Source organism: Flavobacterium sp. Arc2, from assembly GCF_041431385.1.
Classification (GTDB): Bacteria; Bacteroidota; Bacteroidia; order Flavobacteriales; family Flavobacteriaceae; genus Flavobacterium.
In genome coordinates, this window is the sequence record NZ_JASMRH010000042.1 from 1 (window position 1) to 22,798 (window position 22,798).

At 34.8% G+C, this 22,798-nt stretch carries 16 protein-coding genes, 2 tRNA genes and 1 pseudogene; 10 read left to right on the forward strand and 9 right to left on the reverse strand.

Features of this window, described 5'->3' with window-relative positions; genetic code table 11:
• The 5 genes from QO182_RS18695 to QO182_RS18715 form a co-directional block, all read right to left on the reverse strand.
• Positions 1 to 407: SCO family protein (locus QO182_RS18695; protein WP_371563438.1), on the reverse strand; the 407-nt coding region annotated here is incomplete at its 3' end.
• The gene (locus QO182_RS18700; RefSeq protein ID WP_371563441.1) at positions 397 to 900 is read right to left on the reverse strand and encodes a toxin-antitoxin system YwqK family antitoxin; all 504 of its coding nucleotides are present in this window, start codon (positions 898 to 900) and stop codon (positions 397 to 399) included. The genes QO182_RS18695 and QO182_RS18700, both read right to left, overlap by 11 nt.
• 91 nt (positions 901 to 991) lie before the next feature.
• Positions 992 to 1,762 (reverse strand): YHYH protein, encoded by a 771-nt coding sequence (locus QO182_RS18705; RefSeq protein ID WP_371563444.1) that lies wholly within the window; start codon positions 1,760 to 1,762, stop codon positions 992 to 994.
• A 46-nt stretch (positions 1,763 to 1,808) separates the two neighbouring features.
• Positions 1,809 to 2,093: an EF-hand domain-containing protein gene (locus QO182_RS18710; RefSeq protein ID WP_371543432.1), complete on the reverse strand. Its 285-nt coding sequence runs from the start codon at positions 2,091 to 2,093 to the stop codon at positions 1,809 to 1,811.
• A 253-nt stretch (positions 2,094 to 2,346) separates the two neighbouring features.
• The gene (locus QO182_RS18715) at positions 2,347 to 3,741 is read right to left on the reverse strand and encodes a CotH kinase family protein (protein WP_371543430.1); all 1,395 of its coding nucleotides are present in this window, start codon (positions 3,739 to 3,741) and stop codon (positions 2,347 to 2,349) included.
• A gap of 188 nt (positions 3,742 to 3,929) precedes the next feature.
• Here QO182_RS18715 and QO182_RS18720 point away from each other — a divergent pair, with 188 nt between their 5' ends.
• Positions 3,930 to 4,949 (forward strand): sensor histidine kinase, encoded by a 1,020-nt coding sequence (locus QO182_RS18720; protein ID WP_371563447.1) that lies wholly within the window; start codon positions 3,930 to 3,932, stop codon positions 4,947 to 4,949.
• On the forward strand, positions 4,942 to 5,613 hold the full coding sequence (locus QO182_RS18725; protein WP_371543424.1) for a LytR/AlgR family response regulator transcription factor: 672 nt from the start codon (positions 4,942 to 4,944) through the stop codon (positions 5,611 to 5,613). Before QO182_RS18720 ends, QO182_RS18725 begins: the two co-directional genes overlap by 8 nt.
• Before the next feature lie 115 nt (positions 5,614 to 5,728).
• Here the strand turns inward: QO182_RS18725 and leuB are convergent, their stop codons facing one another.
• The 4 genes from leuB to leuC all read right to left on the reverse strand — a co-directional run bounded on the left by leuB (position 5,729) and on the right by leuC (position 10,816).
• Positions 5,729 to 6,790, reverse strand: coding sequence for a 3-isopropylmalate dehydrogenase (gene leuB / locus QO182_RS18730; protein WP_371543421.1), 1,062 nt, complete (start codon positions 6,788 to 6,790; stop codon positions 5,729 to 5,731).
• A gap of 205 nt (positions 6,791 to 6,995) precedes the next feature.
• Complete coding sequence (locus QO182_RS18735; protein WP_371563450.1) at positions 6,996 to 8,513, reverse strand: alpha-isopropylmalate synthase regulatory domain-containing protein; 1,518 nt, start codon at positions 8,511 to 8,513, stop codon at positions 6,996 to 6,998.
• A 137-nt stretch (positions 8,514 to 8,650) separates the two neighbouring features.
• The gene (gene leuD / locus QO182_RS18740; RefSeq protein ID WP_371543415.1) at positions 8,651 to 9,247 is read right to left on the reverse strand and encodes a 3-isopropylmalate dehydratase small subunit; all 597 of its coding nucleotides are present in this window, start codon (positions 9,245 to 9,247) and stop codon (positions 8,651 to 8,653) included.
• Between the two features lie 174 nt (positions 9,248 to 9,421).
• The gene (leuC, locus tag QO182_RS18745) at positions 9,422 to 10,816 is read right to left on the reverse strand and encodes a 3-isopropylmalate dehydratase large subunit (protein WP_371563453.1); all 1,395 of its coding nucleotides are present in this window, start codon (positions 10,814 to 10,816) and stop codon (positions 9,422 to 9,424) included.
• A 697-nt stretch (positions 10,817 to 11,513) separates the two neighbouring features.
• On the opposite strand from leuC, the gene dnaE reads away from it, so the two are divergent.
• The 8 genes and pseudogenes from dnaE to QO182_RS18785 all read left to right on the forward strand — a co-directional run.
• Positions 11,514 to 16,049 (forward strand): DNA polymerase III subunit alpha, encoded by a 4,536-nt coding sequence (dnaE, locus tag QO182_RS18750; RefSeq protein ID WP_371563464.1) that lies wholly within the window; start codon positions 11,514 to 11,516, stop codon positions 16,047 to 16,049.
• A 181-nt stretch (positions 16,050 to 16,230) separates the two neighbouring features.
• Complete coding sequence (locus QO182_RS18755) at positions 16,231 to 17,136, forward strand: outer membrane beta-barrel protein (protein ID WP_371563456.1); 906 nt, start codon at positions 16,231 to 16,233, stop codon at positions 17,134 to 17,136.
• A 345-nt stretch (positions 17,137 to 17,481) separates the two neighbouring features.
• Positions 17,482 to 17,799 carry a thioredoxin gene (gene trxA, locus QO182_RS18760; RefSeq protein ID WP_073244015.1) on the forward strand — a complete coding sequence of 106 codons (318 nt, stop codon included), beginning with the start codon at positions 17,482 to 17,484 and terminating at the stop codon, positions 17,797 to 17,799.
• A 104-nt stretch (positions 17,800 to 17,903) separates the two neighbouring features.
• Positions 17,904 to 20,465, forward strand: a complete 2,562-nt coding sequence (locus QO182_RS18765) for a M1 family metallopeptidase (RefSeq protein WP_371563459.1) — start codon at positions 17,904 to 17,906, stop codon at positions 20,463 to 20,465.
• A gap of 1 nt (position 20,466) precedes the next feature.
• On the forward strand, positions 20,467 to 21,396 hold the full coding sequence (locus tag QO182_RS18770; protein ID WP_371563461.1) for a DUF58 domain-containing protein: 930 nt from the start codon (positions 20,467 to 20,469) through the stop codon (positions 21,394 to 21,396).
• An 86-nt stretch (positions 21,397 to 21,482) separates the two neighbouring features.
• Positions 21,483 to 21,556, forward strand: a tRNA-Asp gene (locus QO182_RS18775).
• 520 nt (positions 21,557 to 22,076) lie between these two features.
• Positions 22,077 to 22,150, forward strand: a tRNA-Asp gene (locus QO182_RS18780).
• A gap of 257 nt (positions 22,151 to 22,407) precedes the next feature.
• Positions 22,408 to 22,656: pseudogene (locus QO182_RS18785) on the forward strand (ABC transporter permease); the annotation flags it as partial.
• Positions 22,657 to 22,798 lie beyond the last annotated feature (142 nt).

Below are 22,798 nucleotides of genomic sequence, written 5' to 3' on the forward strand. Positions count from 1 at the left end.
AATCTTGCATTGAGACATATTTTATAATTGCAAAAGTCGTTATTTATATATTTCCCCACAACATTTAGACTTGATCCATTTAAAAATTCTTTTTGTAGTACAGTCATGCTAGCCGCCATTTTTGGGCAAATTCCAGGACAAGTGGTGAAAAAGAAATTGGCAACATATATTTTATTAGCAAAAGTAGCATTAGTGATAGGATTGCCCTCTTGATCAATCAACGAAAAATTAGCGATAGAATGAAAATTTTTTAATGAATCACTCTTTTTTGATAGCCACTTAGGTGTAAATGTTGGATCGTCATAAAAAGGCAAAGTGTCTACTCTGCTTACAACTTTTTCTTCTGTTGTATTTTTACATCCAATTAAAAGGAGTAGGCTAACAAGTAGGTAAAAACTATTTTTCATATTGTACTTCTTCTTTTTTCAATTCATAACATAATATCGCTTTCTTAAGACCAAAAGTGCGACCGTTTTTCATTTCGCAGTTAACATAAACTTTTCCGTTCTCAAGCCAAGCTTGTTGTATTCCTTCTTCAACACCGTTTTTTAAGGTAGTTAATTTAGACATTTTGCCGTTGGGGTGCCATTCTTTTTGAACTCCATTGCCAACTCCATTGATATAAAATGATTCAGAGGCTAGTTTACCGTCTTCCCACCATGATTTTCCTTCACCTTCTAGTTTATTATTTTTATAAAAAGATTCTTTTTGAAGCTTTCCGTTACTATACCACTTTTGACTTAAACCATTTTTCTTTCCTTCAAAAAAGGGAATTAATTCTTTTTTCTTTTTATCAATATAATAAGTAACAGCATTCCCTGTAAATGGTTTTCCTTTGTAATACCATTTTCCTTCATTTGAATGCAAATCCAGTTTGCTTTTATCTACAGTATTATACATTGTTTTCTTGTTCTTTTGATCGTAAGAAAGTTGTGAATCACTACCTTCTTTACAACCAAAAAACCAAAAAATTAGTACTATTATTAGTAATTTATTTAACAAAATTACTTGGTGTTCCTTTGTATGGTCCTGCAAAAACAACATAACTTCCTGTAGTAGAATACAAAGTACTACTAATATGGTAATGGTATTTTGCAGTAGTTGAATATGGAGTAGTTGAAGTATGCCCATGAGAAGAATCTAAATCAGTAGGGTAAGTACCTGTAGAACTACATTTTCTACCATAAATAAAATAACCATCAGCAATAACTCCAACTAAATTACTGTCATCATAAGAAAACGCTTTTGGCTCTAAATGATAGTGATAAACTGATGGTCCAATGTGCGCACCACACCAGTCAAGACTTGCAGCTGCAGATGATAATGGCCCATTTCCTTCTGAGTCATTAAAAATGGCTGCACCACTTACAGCAATACCTACATGATTAAGCGATGTAGCCGTCGTTTTAGTAGCAATTGAAGGATTTTGCGGTACAGTTAATGATCCTGACGCATCATAACCTGTAATTAAAGTTGCTCCACCAGCAGTCATCTCTACAGTTGGCTCGCTTAAGTATAATGCATTTGTTGAACCCCAATATGTTGATTTATGGTTTGGTTTTCCGGTAGTTTCAATTACAACATTGGTACCACTTAAATAAATATCGGTTTGAGTGGTATCAAACGCAGCGTAAGCAGGGTCAAGTGTTCCTGTTGTTGCTTCTGTTGTTGTTTCTTCCGAGTCTGTACTACTGCATGAACAGGTCATTATAGCCACTGTCATAGCGCTTATTCCTGCTAGTATTAAATTCGCTTTTTTCATTGAGTTGGTGTTTTATATTGTTTGATTTGGGTAGTTGAAATATAAACTAGTCTCTTGGTTTTTTATGCTCTGGTTTTGGTGCTTTTTTTAATTCTTCAAGACTTAAAAAACCATCTTTGTTAGTGTCGATTTTTGTAAAGTCATCTTTGATAGGACCTTTTAGTTCTGATTTAGCTAATTTTCCATCTTTATTAGCGTCCATTTCTTTTAATATTGTTTCTGCTGTAGGTGGTTTTTGTCCCTCTTTTTTATCACTTGGTTGTGCAAAAGAACTTGTTGTTCCTAAAATAAATACAGCACCGAATACTATTTTTGATATTAATTTTTTCATGATTTTTTATTTTTTTTAAGTTATTATTGAGTACAAATTTGAGAAAATTATTTTGTTGTTTTTGTTGTTTTCAGTGAATGCCTATTAGTTCTCAGTGTACTAGGTATGACCTATTGTGTAGTTGTTGTGTGTTACTGAAAAAACGGTAGTAATTATTAAAATGACTTAATGTTTTATTTTCAAATCAAAGGATCTAAGTTGTCTTTTGATACTTGATCCTTTGATTCAATAAAAAGGGATTATGCACTTTTATCTATTTTAAATAGGCATTCGCTGCAGTGGTGCGTTGTGTTGCGTGTGAACTTAATTCATTTATTGCAGTTTGAAAATCGGCGGTGCTATTTAAGAAAGTGTAGCCTTTAAGTTCGGTTGTTGCGTATGGTTTAACTAGCGCTGCGTAACTGGTGTATTTGGCTTTAATGGTTGTCTCATTAAAAGCATTATCAATAACATTTTTAACGTAAGTATCGTACTTAGCCTTATATGTTGCATCATTATAAAGGTAACCAATCAATGGCCATGAGGTTTTTGTTACGTCAGAGAAGTCTAAAGACAAAGAGCCTCCCATGTTTCCCTTTTGTAAAGATTCATTATTGTCCCAAGGGATCCATGATAGTTTACCTGTGTCGGGGTTATTATATAGGTAATAATTATGAGTCATTCTTCCATAAGTATCCCAGTTTTGAATTACTGTGTTGACAGCTAAATAGTTTAAAAAAGTATCCGTATCAAAAACAGTTTCTAAATTTGTTCTCCAAGCGGCAGCATCAGTTGTTCTATTGCTAGCATGTAATGCGGTGAATAAAGCTTTGACATCGGTATAATCAGCAGCGTCTTCATTCGTTTTCTTTTCGAAAACACTTTCTGAGAAACTTCCGTAGGCAAAGGTAGCTCCAGTACCATCTGGTTTGTATAAGTTTCCATCGTTATCTGAAAACTGTGTATCAATCACTGTATCATCAACTTCTTCTACTAAAGTATAAAGTCCAAAATAAGTTGGTCCGTCACCATGGTCAACATATACTGTATAAAAAGCGGCATGCGAACTTGCAACTCCAGATGCTCTAAAAATGTCAGTAGCTACCTTTTCTCGCAACATCGATTTGTCATTGTAGTTATTTTTTAAACTTAATTTTTTGAAACCATAAAAACGTTGATTCTCAATTTGAGGATAATCATCTTCATACTCATCAAAATCTAACTTAAAAGATAATTTTAGATTTCCGCTAGACCATGTTGATTGTAGGCTGGAATTTCCTTTAAAACGAACCCCAACTCGATACCATTCTTTTCCGTTATAAAATACCTCAGCGGGAACCATAAGCGGATCTTCATCCGATTCGGATAGGCTTGAATTAGAATTGGTTCCAAATTTCCCATAGGTTGCTGTCATGTCGTCAAGCATACTTTGCCAACGTGTTTTTGCTATTACAATATCTAGTCTTTTCACGCTATTATCGTCAAAAACTTCTGTAAAATTAGGGTCGGCTTTTTTACTATGTGTGGCTGTGGTCCAGTCTGTGGCTTCAAAATTTGAATCGTCAACAACTACTTCAGTATCATCAGAACTTGAACTGTCGTTAGAGCAGGAAGAAGTAGTATAGAGTAGTTGAATAGTAAATAAAAGTAAAATACTTATTTTTTTCATGATTGTATATTTTGAAATTAATATTGAGTACAAAGTTGAAGTTTTAACTAAAACGTATTCTTAATTTTCAGTAAACTAGTGGATATTTTCAGTAGAAGGCCCTTGTTAGGGATATGAGTATTCGTTTTCAAGGGATTAAACAGCGAGTTTTTCCAAATTAGTTAATTTTTATTTTCTTTATTTGTACTATGAATAGAACTAACAGAACCGTTTTTCAACTCTTTTTATGGGCTACAGTATGGGTAATACTTGGTCTAAACCAACGTGAATTCTCAAGATTTTTTCACGATAATTATCTCGCTTATATTTTTCAGGCTTTTTTAATTATAGGACTTGTTTTTGTTCTAGCTCCAAAGCTGCTTTTCAAGAAAAAGTATTTGGAGTTCACTTTAGTTTCATTAGTGCTTTTGTTAATTAGTGCATTTGTTTCGGCTAGTGTTATACAAGGAGCACATGAAATAGGGTTGCGCCCGCCACCTCCTAGTGTGGGTCGTAAAGATTTACCTTCGCCTATATTAATAAATATCTTGTTGCTAAGTGTTTCTTATATTTTGGCTATTTTTTTAGAAACTTTTTCTTTTGCACAAAAAAATGAAGAAGCCTTAATTTTAAGTAAAACGGAAAATATTGAAAATGAATTGAAATTTTTGAAATCACAAATTAATCCGCACTTCTTATTTAATTCTTTAAATAATATTTATTCTCTATCGATTATTGATGCAAATAAAGCGCAAGAAAGTATTTTGTATTTATCAGATATGCTTCGTTATGTTTTATATGATTGTGAAAAACCTAAAGTAACTATTGAAAAGGAAGTGACTTATATAGAGGATTTTATTAAGTTATTTTTGCTTAAAAGCAGTAAAAAGTATCCAGTTAAAACTGATTTTTTAATCGAAAATAAAGGACTGCAAGTAGCTCCTATGCTATTAATTCCTTTTGTAGAAAACGCTTTTAAACATAGTAATATCGAAAATATAGCGGAAGCTTTCATCAAGATTGATCTGCACTCTACAAAAGACACCATTCATTTTGTTGTTGAAAATAGTTTTAGAAAAGGACCTAAGATTCAAGATGCGGTGGGGGGAATAGGAATCGTGAATGTTCAAAAAAGATTAAAGTTATTGTATGAAAACAATCATTCATTAGAAATAAGCGAAAATAATAATACCTTTAGAGTTGAACTAAAAATAGACACTAATGCTTAAATGTATTGTCATTGATGATGAAGAACTGGCTCGAAAATTAATTGAAAGTTATATTAAAAAATTAGACTTTCTAGAACTAGCTGGAAGTTTTGAAAATCCTTTAGACGCGATTGCTATTCTAAAAAAGGAGCGTATTGATGTGGTGTTTTTAGATATTCAAATGCCTGAAATTAAAGGAACTGATTTTGCTAAGTTAATTCCGCCAGAGGCAAGTATTATTTTTACAACGGCCTATTCTGACTATGCGTTGGAAGGATTCGAACTTAGTGCAATTGATTATTTGTTAAAACCCATAGGATTTAATCGGTTTTTACAAGCAATTCAGAAAATTAAAAAAGATGCTTTAGCCACAGTTGATACTATTACTGTAAAATCGGGATATGATTTGTTCAAATTAAAATATGACGAAATTACTCATATTGAAAGTGATAGTGAATATGCTGTTTTTTATACTGCTACAAAAAAAATAATGAGTCTACAATCGTTGAAATCATTAGAGAAAACATTAGATCCATCTGTTTTTATTAGAGTACACAGGTCTTTTATTGTAAACAAAACAAAGGTTACCGGACTTAAAAGTAGGGATTTGTTTTTAGGGACATTACAAATTCCTGTAAGTGATAGTTATTATGAAGTGGTCAAAAAAGATTTATTTGGCGCTTAATTCGTAATTGTTATGCAAACATTCACTGTTTTCTTCATGTGTCTCTTTGCGGAAGGTCATAAAAAAAAGCCGTCTATTTTTTTATAGACAGCTTTTAGTATATTAAATTCAACTATTATAAATTAGCTACTAACCAATCTCCAACATCACTTGTTTTATATGCTGTTGCTCCTTTGGCTGCTAAGTCCTCTGTTACAATTCCTTTTTCTAATGATTTATTTACTGCAGCTCTAATTGCAGCGGCTTCTTCTTTTAAACCAAATGCATCTTCAAACATCATTGCTGCCGATAAAATAGTTGCTAATGGATTAGCTATATTTAATCCTGTAGCTTGTGGGTAAGAACCGTGAATAGGTTCGTACAAAGAGGTGTGTTCTCCAACAGATGCTGATGGCATTAATCCCATAGATCCAGAAATTACAGAAGCTTCATCGGTTAAGATATCTCCAAATAAGTTTTCAGTAATTAATACATCATAAGAGTTAGGCCATTGTACTAATCGCATAGCAACTGCATCTACGAATTCGTAGCTTACAGTAACTTCTGGATAATCTTTTTCCATTGCTTGTACCGTTTCTCTCCATAAACGAGAGGTTTCTAATACGTTTGCTTTGTCAACACAACATAATTTTTTAGTACGTGTCATCGCTAGTTCAAAACCTTTTTTAGCTAAACGTTGTACTTCAACTCTAGTGTAAGTACAAGTGTCAAAAGCAGTTTCTCCTCCGTCAAGTCTTCCTTTTTCTCCAAAGTAGATTCCTCCAGTCAATTCTCTCAAGAAAACTAAATCAGTTCCTTCGATGCGTTCTCTTTTTAAAGGAGAATTATCAATCAAAGAAGGGAAAGTAAAAGTAGGGCGTACATTAGCAAAAAGACCTAATTTTTTACGCATTAGCAATAGACCTTGCTCTGGTCTTACTTTTGCCGATGGGTCATTGTCATATTTTGGATGTCCGATCGCTCCAAATAGTACGGCATCTGCAGCCATACATATTTCGTGCGTTTCGTCAGGATAAGGAACTCCAACGGCATCAATAGCGCATGCACCTGTAAGTGCTGGTGTCCAAACAATTTCGTGATTGAATTTTTTTGCAATAGCGTCAGAAACTTTTACTGCTTCATTTATAACTTCTGGTCCGATTCCGTCTCCGGCTAAAAGAGCGATAGTGTATTTCATGTTTTATGGTTTTTTCCTTCGCCTGGCCCCCAAGAAAAGTGGGTGACTGGGTGTTGATGGATTGTGTTTATTAATTTATTTTTTTCTAATTTTCTCTACTTTGTATCTGTTCCCTTAAAGAAATATAGAGATTTATTAGAGTTTATTTTATGCTTCTTTTTTATTTATTCTTCTCCCTCTTTTTTGAGGAAGGCTGTAAAGGGGTTTAGGTTACATTTAGCATTTTTTGTGTTGCAATGATTGCAGCTACAGTCTGATCAGAGTCTAATCCTCTAGTTTTAAATTCTTTTCCATTATTAGTCCAAGTAATAATAGTTTCGCATAATGCATCAGAACTACTTCCAGGTGGGATTCTTACTGCATAATCAATCAGTTTTGGCAATTGCAATTCTTTGCTTTTATATATTTTTGCCAATGCATTCATAAATGCATCAAACTGTCCGTCTCCTTGAGCGTGTTCTTCAATGACTTCCCCTTCTATTTTTAAACAAAGGGTGGTTGAAGGGCGTAAACCTTTTGCATGAGAGAGAACATAAGACTCTACTACTATTTTTTCCTGATAGGTTTGACTGTCCAGAACATCAGAGATAATATAAGGTAAGTCTTCTTTCGTTACGGTTTCTTTTTTATCTCCTAATTCAATAATTCTTTGGGTAACTAATTTTAAATCTTCTTGATTTAGCGTTAGACCTAACTCTTGAAGATTTTTTTCAATATTAGCCTTGCCAGAAGTTTTTCCTAAGGCGTATTGGCGTTTTCTGCCAAAACGTTCGGGAAGTAGATCGTTAAAATACAAGTTGTTTTTATTGTCTCCGTCAGCATGAATCCCCGCTGTTTGCGTGAATACATTGTCACCTACAATAGGTTTGTTAGCAGGAATTCTATATCCAGTAAAAGTTTCTACTAATTTACTAACTGAGTATAAAGAAGATTCTTTCACATCTATATGAACATCAGGCATAAAGTCATTGATTACGGCAACGGTACTTTCAAGAGGTGCGTTTCCAGCGCGTTCTCCCATTCCGTTTACGGTAACGTGTAATCCCTGAATCCCAGCTTTTAAAGCTTCCATGACATTAGCAACACTCAAATCATAGTCATTGTGCGCGTGAAAATCAAAATGTGTATTTGGGTACCTATTTATAATTTGTGAAATAAATTCAAAAGTCTCAGAAGGAATTAAAACCCCTAAAGTATCTGGTAATAAGACTCTTTTAATGGGCTGTTTTGTTAAGAAGTCCAGGTACTGAAAAACATATTCAGGTGAATTGCGCATACCGTTACTCCAGTCTTCTAGGTAAACATTAGTATCGATATCGTTCTCCTTTGCTAATGTAATAGTTAGAGCAATTTCGGAAAAATGTTGTTCAGGAGTTTTTTTTAATTGATGCGTTAAGTGGTTTAGTGAGCCTTTTGTCAATAAGTTTTGAACTTTGGCTCCCGCTTTTTTCATCCATTCGATAGAAAGACCTCCGTCTACAAAAGTTAAAACTTCGATTCGGTCATTGTATCCTTTTTCTTCGGCCCAAGCCATAATCCCTTTAACTCCTTGAAATTCTCCTTCGCTTACTCGCGCCGAAGCGATTTCGATTCGATTAACATTTAATTCTTCCAACAACAATTGTGCAATGGTTAACTTTTCTGCGGCAGAAAAGGATACTCCTGAGGTTTGTTCACCATCACGGAGCGTCGTGTCCATTATTTCAATTTTTCTTTTTTCCATTTCTAAATTTGATGCTAATACGATTTTGAGTTGAAGGATTAAGAATCGTACAATTATATTTTATAAAATAATAAAAGCAGTTACGTCAGCATAACCTTAAAAAGGGTGCTTCCGTAACTGCGTATAGTTGGTTGTTGTTAGTAAGGAAGCTTGTCGGCAAAGCCTACAATTTCTTCTTTAATGTTTTGTAAATAGTCAATGTCGTCATAACCATTTAGCATATTGTTCTTTTTGTATCCGTTGATGTCAAAAGATTCTTTTGCACCAGTAGCTAGCAATGTAATTGTTTGCGCTTCTAGGTTGACTTCTAATTCTGTTTTTGGATCAGCTTCTATGGCTTTAAAAATTGCTGCTGCAAATTCTGGACTAACTTGAACGGGTAAAACTCCAATATTCAAGCAATTCCCTTTGAAGATGTCAGCAAAGAAAGAGGAAACAACAACACGAAATCCATAATCGTAAACTGCCCAAGCTGCATGTTCTCTTGATGAACCTGAACCAAAGTTTTTTCCGCCTACTAATATTTTTCCGGAGTAAGTTGGATTGTTCAAAACGAAATCAGCCTTAGGAGTATCATCTCCGTTATATCTCCAGTCACGGAAAAGATTGTCTCCAAAGCCAACACGTTCTGTTGCTTTTAGGAAACGAGCAGGGATGATTTGATCTGTATCTACGTTTTCTATCGGTAACGGCACTGCGCTACTGGTAAGGATGTTAAATTTATCGTATGCCATTTTTTTGTTGTTTTTTATTTTAGATTTTTTATTTCGGTCTTTCCTTACGGGAGATTGAAAAAAGTAAAAGCTAAAAATATTTTGTAATTTTTTGTTGTCTTGCTGTCTGTTCGAGCGGAGTCGAGAACTTTACGCATCTCGACTCCGCTCGATAGGACAAAAGTTTAAAGCTTATTAAAAAAGATCTCTCGGATCAGTCAATTTTCCGGTTACGGCAGCTGCAGCAGCCATAATTGGACTTGCTAATAGTGTTCTTGAACCAGGACCTTGACGACCTTCAAAGTTTCTATTTGAGGTACTTACTGAATATTTTCCGGCAGGTACTTTATCATCATTCATTGCTAAACAAGCAGAACATCCTGGTTGACGCAATACAAAACCAGCTTCAGTTAGAATGTCTAACAATCCTTCTTCTTTAATTTGTGCTTCTACAACATGTGAGCCTGGAACTAGCCACGCGGTTACATTGTCTGCTTTTTTGCGTCCTTTTACAATTTCTGTAAAGGCTCTAAAATCTTCGATTCTACCATTGGTACAACTTCCTAAGAAAACAAAATCAATTGGTTTCCCAATCATTACTTCGTCTTCTTCAAAACCCATATAGGCTAAAGATTTTTTGTAAGTTTCTGCACCACCTTCAACTTGGTTAGCATTTGGAATATTTTTAGAGATACCAATTCCCATTCCTGGATTAGTACCATAAGTAATCATAGGCTCGATATCTTCTGCTTTGATGTTTAATTCCTTATCAAAAACGGCATCAGTATCTGTTTTTAGGGTTTTCCAATATTCTACCGCTTTTGTCCAAGCTTCTCCTTTTGGCGCGAATAACCTTCCTTCTAAAAAGTCAAATGTTTTTTGGTCAGGAGCAATCATACCACCGCGAGCACCCATTTCGATACTCAAGTTACATACGGTCATACGACCTTCCATTGACATTTCTTCAAAAATATTTCCGGCGTATTCAGCAAAATATCCTGTACCTCCCGAAGTAGTTAATTGAGCGATAATATAAAGAGCAACATCTTTTGGTCCTACACCTTTGCTCAAAGTTCCATTTACGTTGATACGCATTTTCTTTGGTTTAGGCTGCATAATACATTGTGTGGCCATAACCATTTCAACCTCAGAAGTTCCGATTCCAAAAGCAATCGCACCAAAAGCACCGTGAGTTGAAGTATGTGAATCTCCACAAACAATAGTTGCACCGGGTAATGTGATTCCGTTTTCAGGACCTACCACGTGTACAATTCCATTTTTTGGATCACCAAGTCCCCAGTGAGAAATACCATATTCAGCAGCATTGTCTTCTAATGCTTTAAGTTGATTCGCAGAAAGTGGATCTTCAACAGGTAGGTGTTGGTTAATTGTGGGTGTATTATGATCTGCAGTAGCAAAAGTACGCTCTGGGTATAAAACTTTAATATTTCTAGATTTTAAACCTAAAAAAGCAACAGGACTTGTAACTTCATGAATGAAATGACGGTCAATAAAAAACACATCTGGTCCATCTTCAATTTTACGCACAACGTGCGAATCCCATACTTTGTCAAATAATGTAGTGCTCATTTTATTATTTTTTAATTGTAATTTTACAATGCTAGCTTTTCTAATCATCGTAATAGGTAACAAAATTAAAAAAAGTCGTTAAAGTGTCAACTGCGATATTTCAATTTATACGATACCCAAAGTTAGTTTCAATGGCTAAGTAGTTCTTTTATTTAGATTCTACATTTTGTAATTAGATGCAGAACTTTTTTTTTAAGATTTTGCATTTATCGAAATATAATATTTAACTCTAGTTTGGTTTTTAAGAATAGTGTGGTATATGAAGTTCTTTTTAGTGTTGTTTTTTGAAATAAAGCAATTCAAAACGGTTTGTTTTATTAAATTAGCAATGAAACTTCTTTTTGAGAGACTTTGTTTGAATTCGTTTTTAGTGTTTTATAGTTGGTTTAATGCTAGTTTAAAATCATTTTTCCGTCTTTTTTTTTACTTCAATACTACGACATCCAAAGATTGATTATCTTTTGTTTTTAGCAAATCAAAAGAATTTACAGGAGAGAAAAGAATTATTCATTAATAGTATTAATTTTGAATAGGTGAGTCTTATGTTAAGTTTTAACGAACTTATAAAGATGAATTTAAACCGTGCTTTTATTATTTTTTTTGTTGATAACTTCCTTTTTCATTGGTTTAAAAAAGAGCTAAATTTGAAATTCATTTTTTGCACTTCGCACAAATTGCAATCACCTCATTTACAGATATGTATTTAATATTCGATACTGAAACTACAGGATTACCAAAGCGTTGGGATGCACCCATCACTGATACTAATAACTGGCCACGTTGTATACAAATTGCATGGCAGCTACATGATGATATGGGGAAACTCATCGAACATCAAGATTATTTAGTAAAACCGGATGGATTTAATATTCCGTATGATGCGGAAAGAATTCACGGTATTTCTACTGAATTAGCAGCAGAAAACGGAATCTCCTTAGCGGAAGTTTTGGAGAAATTCAATGTGGCATTGGGTAAAGCTAAATTTATTGTAGGTCAGAATCTAGGTTTTGACGTTAATATAATGGGTTGTGAGTTTCATCGTTTGGGAGTGGAAAGCCAGATGAGTACTATGCCAGTTCTAGATACCTGTACAGAAGTGACTGCTTCTTTATTAAAATTACCCGGTGGTCGTGGAGGAAGATTTAAATTACCAACGTTAACCGAATTACACAGTTTTCTTTTTAATAAGGCATTTGGAGAAGCGCACAACGCCACTGCCGATGTCGAGGCAACTACACGTTGTTTCTTAGAATTAATTAGAAGAGAAGATTTTACCAAAGAGCAACTGGACGTGCCAGCTGGTTATTTCCATGAATTCCAGAGTAAGAATCCAAGAGAGATTCAGCTTATTGGTTTAAAGCACATCAATTTAAAACAAGCTTCTGATGCAATCCGTCAGCAATTTGGCGAAAAGCAAACAGCAACGGTTTCAAAACAGGAACTATCACAGAATAAGAAAGTACTGGTTGATACAGATTATGTCCATTTACATAATCACACTCAATTCTCCGTTTTACAATCGACAATAAGTATACCGCAGCTTGTAAAAGCGGCTTCAAAGGAGAAAATGCCTGCTGTTGCTATGACAGACCATGCTAACTTAATGGGGGCTTTTCACTTTGTTCGTGATGTTTTAAATCATAATAAAGCGGCTGAAGCCAAAAATGCAGCTTTGATTGCAGATGGAGAAGAGCCAACAGAGGTTCCGATGAAACCTATTGTAGGCTGTGAGTTTTTTGTTTGTGAAGACCATAAAGACAAATCCCGCAAAGACAACGGATACCAAATAGTTCTTCTGGCGAAGACCAAAAAAGGATACCATAATTTGGCTAAAATGTCGTCGATAGCCTATACTCAAGGTTTTTATTATGTACCTAGAATTGACAAGAAAGTTATTCAGCAATACAAAGAAGACATCATTGTATTATCAGGAAACCTTAATGGAGAAATTCCAAATAAGGTTTTAAATCTTGGTGAAAACCAAGCCGAAGAAGCTTTGATATGGTGGAAAGATGAGTTCAAGGAAGACTTCTATATTGAGGTAATGCGTCACAATCAAGAGGATGAAAATAGAGTGAATACTACTTTGATTTCTTTGGCTAGAAAGCACGAAGTGAAAATAGTGGCTACTAATAATACGTTTTATATAGATAAAGAAAATGCCAATGCACACGATATTTTATTGTGTGTTCGTGATGGTGAAAAGCAAACTACACCAATAGGTCGTGGTCGCGGATATCGTTTTGGATTGCCCAATCAGGAATACTATTTCAAGACTGGTGACGAGATGAAGCAGCTATTTACGGATTTACCTGAAGCTATCTTCAACTTGTCTGAAATTGTGGATAAAATTGAAATTTACAATTTAGCAAGGGAGGTATTGTTACCTAAATTTGAAATTCCTGAGGAGTTTTACGTTGCAGAAGATGCTGTGGATGGTGGAGTGAGAGGAGAAAATGCGTATTTGCGACATCTTACTTACGAAGGGGCAAATAGAAGATATCCTGAAATTACAGAAGTAATTAGGGAACGTTTAGATTTTGAATTATTAACTATTTCTAACTCTGGTTATCCGGGATATTTCCTGATTGTACAGGATCTTATCGCCGAAGCCCGAAGTATGGGCGTTTCAGTAGGTCCAGGGCGTGGATCTGCGGCAGGATCAGTAGTAGCTTATTGTTTGAAAATTACAAACATTGACCCGTTGATGTATAATCTGCTTTTTGAGCGTTTCCTGAATCCCGATCGTGTGTCACTACCCGATATTGACATCGATTTTGATGACGAAGGACGAAGCAGTGTAATGGATTATGTGATAAGGAAATATGGATCAAAGCAAGTAGCTCAAATTATCACTTATGGTAAAATGGCTACTAAATCGGCAATTAGAGATACTGCTCGTGTATTGGATTTACCTTTATTTGAAGCTGATAAAATTGCCAAATTAATTCCGGGGATGATGCCTGGGAAATGGAATCTAGCCCGATTTTTAAATGAAGACGAAGCCTTAATAAGAAAAGCGGTTCGTCCAGAAGAGTTTGACAAAATAAAAGAATTAATCGCTCTGGCTGGTGAGGATGATTTAGGAGGTGAGACGATTCAGCAAGCTAAAGTGCTGGAGGGGAATTTAAGAAATACGGGAATACATGCCTGTGGGGTGATTATTACGCCAAGTGACATCACTGATTTTGTTCCTGTGGCTACCGCCAAAGATTCTGATTTGTATGTGACGCAGTTTGACAACTCGGTGGTGGAAACGGCTGGATTGTTAAAAATGGACTTCTTAGGTTTGAAAACCCTGACGCTTATAAAAGATACGGTCAAATTAGTAAAATATAGAAATGGAATTGATCTGAATCCAGATGAATTTCCAATAGATGATTTAAAAACATACGAGCTTTTCCAACGCGGGGAAACAGTCGGTATTTTCCAGTATGAATCTGCCGGAATGCAGAAATATATGAAGGAATTAAAGCCAACGGTTTTTCCAGATTTGATTGCCATGAATGCGTTATACCGTCCGGGACCGATTGCCTACATTCCGAGTTTTGTAAAAAGGAAAAATGGGGAAGAGGAGATTATTTATGACCTTGATGCTTGTGAAGAATTATTAAAAGATACTTACGGAATTACTGTTTACCAAGAACAGGTAATGCTTTTGTCTCAAAAACTGGCTGATTTCTCAAAAGGTGATGCCGATGTTTTGCGTAAAGCGATGGGGAAAAAACAAAAGGATGTACTTGATAAAATGAAGCCTAAGTTCATTAGTCAGGCTGCGGCCAAAGGGCATCCGGAAGATAAGCTAGAAAAAATTTGGAAAGACTGGGAAGCCTTTGCAGAATATGCCTTTAATAAATCGCACTCTACCTGCTATGCGTGGATTGCTTATCAAACGGCCTATCTAAAAGCCAACTATCCGGCCGAATATATGGCTGCGGTTTTGTCTAATAATATGAGTGACATCAAGCAAGTTTCTTTCTTTATGGAGGAATGCAAGCGAATGGGGCTTGAGGTATTAGGGCCAGATGTAAATGAGTCCTTCTATAAATTTACTGTAAACGATAATTATGCGGTACGTTTTGGGATGGGAGCTATAAAAGGGGTAGGAGCGGGAGCAGTGGCAACTATTGTCGAAAACAGAAAAGACGGGAAGTACAAGTCGGTTTTTGACTTGACCAAACGCATTGATTTGCGTGCTGCTAATAAAAAAGCATTAGAGAACCTTATACTTGCCGGAGGTTTTGACTCTTTTGATGGGACTTTGCGTTCTCAGTATTTTCATGATGACGGTGACGGAATTACCTTTTATGAAAAGGCGATAAAGTATGGTGCTAAATTTCAAGAAAACGAGAACTCATCGCAGGTCAGTTTGTTTGGAGAAAGTAGTGATGTACAAATTGAAGAGCCAATCATTCCTCCTTGTGAGGACTGGAGTACAATGGAGAAATTAGCCAAAGAGAAAGAGGTCGTAGGAATCTATATATCAGGGCATCCATTAGATGATTACAAATTTGAGATGAAGTATTTTTGTAACGCTAAGCTGGAAGCGCTGCGGAGTTTAGAGCTTCATGTGGGGAAAAACTTAACCTTTGGCGGAATCATAAATAATGTACAGCATCGTGTTGCTAAAAACGGAAAAGGCTGGGGGATATTCACTTTAGAAGGTTATGACGAAAGTTATGAGTTTAAGATTTTTGGAGAAGAATACCTCAAGTTCCGTCATTTCTTTATTCAGAATAATTTTACCTATATGAAAGTATTGGTTAAAGAGGGATGGGTTAATCAAGACACTGGTAAAAAAAGCGAACCAAGGATACAGTTCATGTTAGTACAGTATTTACAGGATGTACTAGATGATTTTGCAAAAAAACTAATTGTACTGCTTAATATTAGTGACTTAGATCCCGAATTTATACATAAGTTAGGTCATCTTTTTTTCGAAAATAAAGGAGATAATCTGGTGACTTTTGAAATTATGGAATTAGAAAAAGTCAAGAAAATAGTGGAGGCAGCGCCAATTATTATTGAAAATGGAACCGACGATTTTATTGACGAAAATGACACCCTAGAAGTCTCTGAATCTATAGAAACCGAAACTGCCGCTGCTGTTGAAATCGAGGAGATTAAAGTGGTTACTAAATTAACGATGGCTAGTAGAAAATTGAAGATAAAAATTTCAAATGAATTGCTGTTTGAGTTAGAGAAAATGCAGATCAATTTTAAGTTGAATTAAAGTTTTTAGCGTTAAAGTTTTGCTTAAAATATAATAATTGAGTTAAAAAATATAGTATGCACGCATAGTTTTAGAAAAACAGGCCTTTTTAGTAGGTATACTTACGAAAACGATTTTTCCGTAGGTAAAAGATTGTTTAAATTTATATATGTTTGTACAACTAAATCAAAAATTTAAAACTATGAAAAAGAACCTACTAGTATTAGGGATGATGGTTTGCTCAATGGCAATGTTGGGGCAAACTAAAGATGATGCAAGTAATACAGCTGATAAAGGCTGGTATGTAAAGCTTGGAGGATCATATTTTGTTCAAGCAACAGCAACTGAGTTTCCAAGTGTTAATGGTAGAGAGCCTTTAAGACAAGTTTATGTTGGCGGAAGTTTGGTATCTAAAGAAAGTGTAACGGGTTCTTTTGGTGAAGGATTTAGAACTGGTTTGACAGGAGGGTATAGATTTAATACAAGAGTAGGTTTTGAGATGGGTGTAAATTATTACACTAGTAACGAAAAAACTATGGTTGAAACTATTAGCGATGGTGTTAAAGCTTTGGATATAAAAGGGCAGGTTAAAGCGTTTGATATAGCGCCTGCATTAGTCTTGTTTTTAGGAGAACACAAAGGTTTTGAACCTTATACTAAAGTTGGTGTAATTGTTCCTATTCATGGACAATTAGATATAAAGACAAATGCAGTAACAGCTGCTGGTCCAGTATATCGTAAAGATGTGATTAAGCCAGAACCTACTGTTGGTTTCTTAGCCTCGTTAGGTACAACATATAAATTAGGTAAAAATATTTCAGCATTTGCAGAAATCGAATATCGTAATTTTACTGTACATGGTAAAAATAAAGAAGTAACAGATTATACTGTTAATGGAGCTAATGGTTTTGATTTACCTGTTGGACATCCATTACATATTTCAAATTCGGAAATCAATATAAATTATGGTAGTAGTTTGAATAATACTTCTAATAGTAAAACAACAAATGCTGCTGGTTATGATGAAAATAAAGCAGGAGATGATTTAAGTTCTTATATTAGTATTAGTGGAGTTGGATTAACTGTAGGTTTAAAATACAGCTTGTAATTCTAACGACAATAAATTATATAAAGACCTTCTAAAAAGAGGGTCTTTTTTTTGGATGAAAGTTTTAGAGTAATACAAATGCTTTAGCCCTGATCGCAGCGGCATCCTTTTTATTCTGAACTTGTTTCAGGATACTGAAACAAGTTCAGAATAAAAAGATATAGCGAAGAGCAGGACTAGCTTCTATTTTAAAGCAAATCAATCTTTAAAATAGTTTTTATAATTATTGACAATACTTTCATAGCCAAAACTAATTTGAGGATAGTGTTTCATTTGGTTTAAATGCCTAAATTTGTATTCCGGTTTTGAATGAGATCAGAACCTTAAATTTTAAATAGAGAAATTATGGCATTAGCAATAACAGATGCTACTTTTGAAGAAGTAGTTTTAAAATCAGATAAACCAGTAATGGTAGATTTTTGGGCAGCATGGTGTGGGCCTTGTAGAATGGTTGGGCCAATCATTGACGAATTGAGTACTGAATACGACGGAAAAGTAGTTATCGGGAAAGTAGATGTTGATGCAAACCAAGAATTTGCTGCAAAATACGGTGTGAGAAACATTCCAACGGTTTTGGTTTTTCATAACGGAGAAGTTGTAGGGAAGCAAGTAGGAGTAGCTCCTAAGCAAACTTACGCAGATAGTTTAGACGCGTTGTTGTAATCGGTAGATTATAATTTTTATACCATCTGAAGTAATTCAGGTAAAAAAGTTTGACTTAGGTCAAACTTTTTTTATTTTTAGCCTATATATAAATCTAAGGTATAATGAAATTAAATTTTTGGTTACTGTGTTTGGTTTCTTTGCTGTTTTCTTGTCAATCAGCTAAAAAGGCTACTTTGGTAGAAAACGGTATATCTAAAGAATTGGCGGTATTCCGTAAAAGTCAGGTCTCTGATGTTTCTTATGCTCTTTCATTTGATTTGCCAAAAGAAAAAGAAAAGCCTATTTCATCTTCACTTATTTTAAATATCAGCATTAAAAGCGTGCAATCGCCATTGTATTTGGATTTTAATGAGAAAAAAGAAAATCTAACAAAGATTATTGTAAACGGTAAAAGTGTGCCTGTGTTACGAGAGAAGGAACATATAATTATACCAAAAGAACAGCTAGTTAAAGGGATCAATACGATTGAAATAATGTTTATTGCCGGAAATCTATCATTAAATAGGAACGATGATTTTTTATATACCTTATTAGTTCCTGATAGAGCCAGTACTTTATTTCCGTGTTTTGATCAACCCGATATTAAAGCAAGCTATAGTCTAACTATTACCGCATCTAAGGAGTGGTTAGTTTTGGCAGGTGCTCCGGTTGAGAAGAAAATAGAACAAGGAGATTTTATTAAGTACGAATTTGAAAAATCAGACAAAATGAGTACTTATTTGTTTTCATTTGTCGCTGGTAATTTTAAAAGTACCGCTCAGACGCTTGATGATTTTCCTATAACGATGCTTTATAGGGAAAATAACGCTGAAAAAATAAAGGAAAGTACAGATACTATTTTTGATTTACACCGTCAGGCAGTTTCTTATCTGGAAAACTATACTCAATATTTATTTCCTTTCAAGAAAATGGACTTTGCTGCTATTCCTGTTTTTCAATATGGAGGAATGGAGCATGTAGGCGCTATACAATATAGAGAAGGGACATTGTTTTTAGACCAAAATGCTACAGAAAGCGAAAAATTAAATAGAGGAAAGTTAATTGCTCACGAAACTTCTCACATGTGGTTTGGGGATTTAGTAACGATGAAATGGTTTGATGATGTTTGGATGAAAGAAGTATTTGCTAATTTCATGGCCGATAAAATAATGAATCCTGCATTTCCTAATACAAACCATAATTTACAATTCCTGACGGCACATTATCCTGCAGCTTATGATGAGGACCGTACTAAAGGAACCCATGCTATTCGTCAAGAATTAGCAAATCTCAAAGATGCTGGTTCTCTTTATGGTGGTATAATCTATCACAAAGCTCCTATTATGATGCGTCAGTTAGAGGCTACAATGGGTTTAGAGGCATTTAAGAAAGGAATTCAGAAATATATTAGTAAGTATGCTTATGATAGTGCTGATTGGAATGACCTTGTTGCGATTCTTGATGCCGAAACTACTGTGAATTTAAAAAAGTGGAGCAAGGTTTGGGTTAACAAGTTAGGCAGAGCTATTTTTACAGATGAAGTTAGTTATGATAGTGATTCAAGGATTAAAAATTTTGTAATCAAACAGCATGCTGAGGACGGCTCTTCAAATATATGGCCGCAAATATTTGAAATTGGATTGGTTTATCCTAAAACGACCAAGATAATTAAAGTAGCTGTAAATGGACGCGTAACAAATATAAAGGAAGCAGTAGGTCTTGAAAAACCATTGGCAATTGTATATAATTATAATGGATATGGTTATGGCGTGTTTCCAATAAATAGTAGGGATTTAAAGCGTATTCCGGAAATTAATGATGAGGTCGCGCGTGCTTATAGTTATATCAACCTTTATGAAAATACGTTATCGGGTACTATTTCTCCAAAATTAGCTTTTGATAACTGTTTGAGGGGACTCAAAGTTGAAAATAATGAGCTTATTGTAAAGTTACTGGCAAATCAACTGAGCTCTTTACATTGGTATTTTCTGACTGAGAATCAGAAGACAGCCAGTCAAAGTGCTTTAGAGGAAACGGTATATGATAGATTAAAAGAGGATTTACCTTCTAATATTAAAAAAACTTTATTTGGCTTGTTTGAGGACTTCGCTTACACAAACACTGCTAAAGAAAAGTTATACCAGATATGGAATAAAGAGTTGGTAATCGCTGGCTTAAAATTAAACGAGGATGATTTTAGTAATGTAGCGATGAAATTAGCGATATTTAAACATGAAAAATCGGATGAAATTCTTGTAAAAGCAAGACAGAGGATTAGTAATCCAGATAAGCAAAAGCGATTTGATTTTTTACAACCTTCGTTATCTAATGATGAAGCGGTAAAAGACGCTTTTATGGAATCATTAAAAGACGAGAAGAATAGGGAAAAAGAATCTTGGGTACAAACAGCATTAGCTAATATTCATCATCCTCTGCTTCAAAAGAATGCTATCAAGTATTTAAAAAGCAATTTAGATTTAGTTGAAGAAATTCAGCTCACTGGAGATATTTTTTTTCCAAAGGCATGGCTGGTTAATAGTATTGGTAAATACTCTTCTGAAGAGGCTTTGAATATAATGAACGATTTCTTAAAGCAAAATCCAAAATTCAGTCCAATTTTAAAAAGGAAATTGCTGCAAGCCACAGATGATTTATCTCGTGCGCAACTAATAAAAAAAGAGTAGTATGAAGATTGAGTCGCATATAGAAAAGGTTTCAAGTTTTCAGCATCTTGAACTATTGGCTAATCAGGTGGTAGAAGGATTTATCTCAGGGATGCACAAGAGTCCGTTTCATGGTTTTTCGGCTGAATTTGCTGAGCATAAAGTGTATAATATTGGCGAGAGTACCAAGCATATCGATTGGAAGCTATTTGCTAGGACAGATCGCTTGTATACAAAGCGGTTTGAGGAGGAAACTAATTTACGGTGTCATATTATTGTTGATAATTCTTCATCAATGCATTATCCTGAATTAAAGCCGAAGCAAAATTTTTACGAGAATAAAATTGGTTTTTCTGTTTTGGCTTCGGCTGTTTTAATGAATCTCTTAAAGAAGCAGCGGGATGCTATAGGGTTAAGTGTGTTTTCAGATACCTATGAGTATTATGCACCAGAAAAAGGGAGTGACCGTCATCATCGAATGGTATTGAACGCACTTGAAAACACTTTAGTTAAACCCAAGGTTAAAAAGAATACAGATACAATTACTTTTTTACATCAGATTGCCGAAAAAATGCATAGGCGTTCCATGATTATATTATTTACAGACATGTTTCAATCTGACTCGGGAGAGGAGAAACTGTTTAGCGCATTGCAACATTTAAAACATAACAAGCATAAGGTGGTCTTGTTTCATGTTGTAGACGCTAAAACAGAATTGACTTTTAACTTTGACAATACTCCCAGGAAGTTCATTGATGTAGAGACTGGTGAATCCATTTCGGTTTTTGCTGATAATGTGAAGCAAGAATATGAAAAACAAGCAGCTTTGTATTTTAAAAAACTGGCTTTAAGCTGTGCTCAAAATAAGATTAAGTACGTTCCGGTGAATGTTAGTGATAATTTTGAAAAAGTTTTGCTGACATACTTAGTTGAAAAACAAAACTTTGGCTAGGGAGTTTAAAAAAATATTTATTTTTTAATTACAAATGCTTGCGTAAGTCGAAAGGTATTGTATCTTTGCAACCGCAATAACGCAGAGGTTTGGTAGTTCAGTTGGTTAGAATACCTGCCTGTCACGCAGGGGGTCGCGGGTTCGAGTCCCGTCCAGACCGCAATATTGGGGAGAGCCTTTCTTAACGGAAAGGCTTTTTTGCCCCATTAAAGTATCTAAAGTTAGTTGTGTTGTTTGGTCGAGTTGGTAGCAATGAGACCGGGTTTAGTAGTTAGACCAATGAAAAGCTTTCCATGTTTCTGGATTTATTCAGAACCTACGGATGGCTTTTTTGATTTACGGTAATTTGTCTTTGGGTATTGTTTTGTGGAGGCGTGCAGTTTTCACTATAATTAGAGTCGTGAAGATTTGTAAAAGTGCTTTAAAAGTGACCTTAATGTGGTGTGAATAAGGTGAGAGAAGTCACTTAATTTGTAAATTTTGGTATTTTACGAGGTGTTTTTGATGCTGAAAAAGAGTGAATGGTATTTTTATTAGATTAATAATTGAGTAAAAATTTAAATAGAGGGCTGACGTCTAGTATTTTGAGAAAGTATGTTTTAGTAATGATATTTTTTTTTGAATTTAGTGTTGGTTTTAAACTAAAATGTATTGTATATTTGCAACCGCAATAGCGCTGAGGTTTGGTAGTTCAGTTGGTTAGAATACCTGCCTGTCACGCAGGGGGTCGCGGGTTCGAGTCCCGTCCAGACCGCATTATTGGGGAAGCCTTTCTTAACGGAAAGGCTTTTTTTTGTTTCAAATAATTTCGTTTCGTGTTTTGTAGGATCAAGCGCAAAAGTTGGGGATTATCCAAAAAGGTTAGATAATCTGAACAAGAAAAAGTCAATTTTCCCTATGCTTGCAAATTGAAGTGTAAATGCTTTTTGTGTTGAAAGATTATGTAAATATGGAGTTATTTCGATTATTACCGCAATCCAAAATTGTTTGCTTTTTCGCTACTAGATTTCTTATCTAATTCTTCGGGGATTATTTTGGGGTAATCTAATTGGAATGGCGATTTTGCTAATTCAGAAATATTTCGGAATAATCAAACTAAATCCTGAGAATTACTACGTCGATCAAGTACCAGTGTATCTTAATTGGGGGTACATTGTATAATTAAACGGACTTACTATAAGTGTGTGTTTTTTAGTATTGCTAATTCCGTCCTATATAATAACCAAAATTTCACCAGTTAAAGCAATGCGTTTCGATTGATATAGTGTTTGGGCGTTCCCCATTATAAAAAAAGAGGCTATACCTATATATAAGGAGTAGCCTCTTTTTTTTATAATCGGTCGGGCTATTCGCTACAAGTCCTCGCCGCGATTCCACTTCGTTGCATCGGGACTGTGGGCTT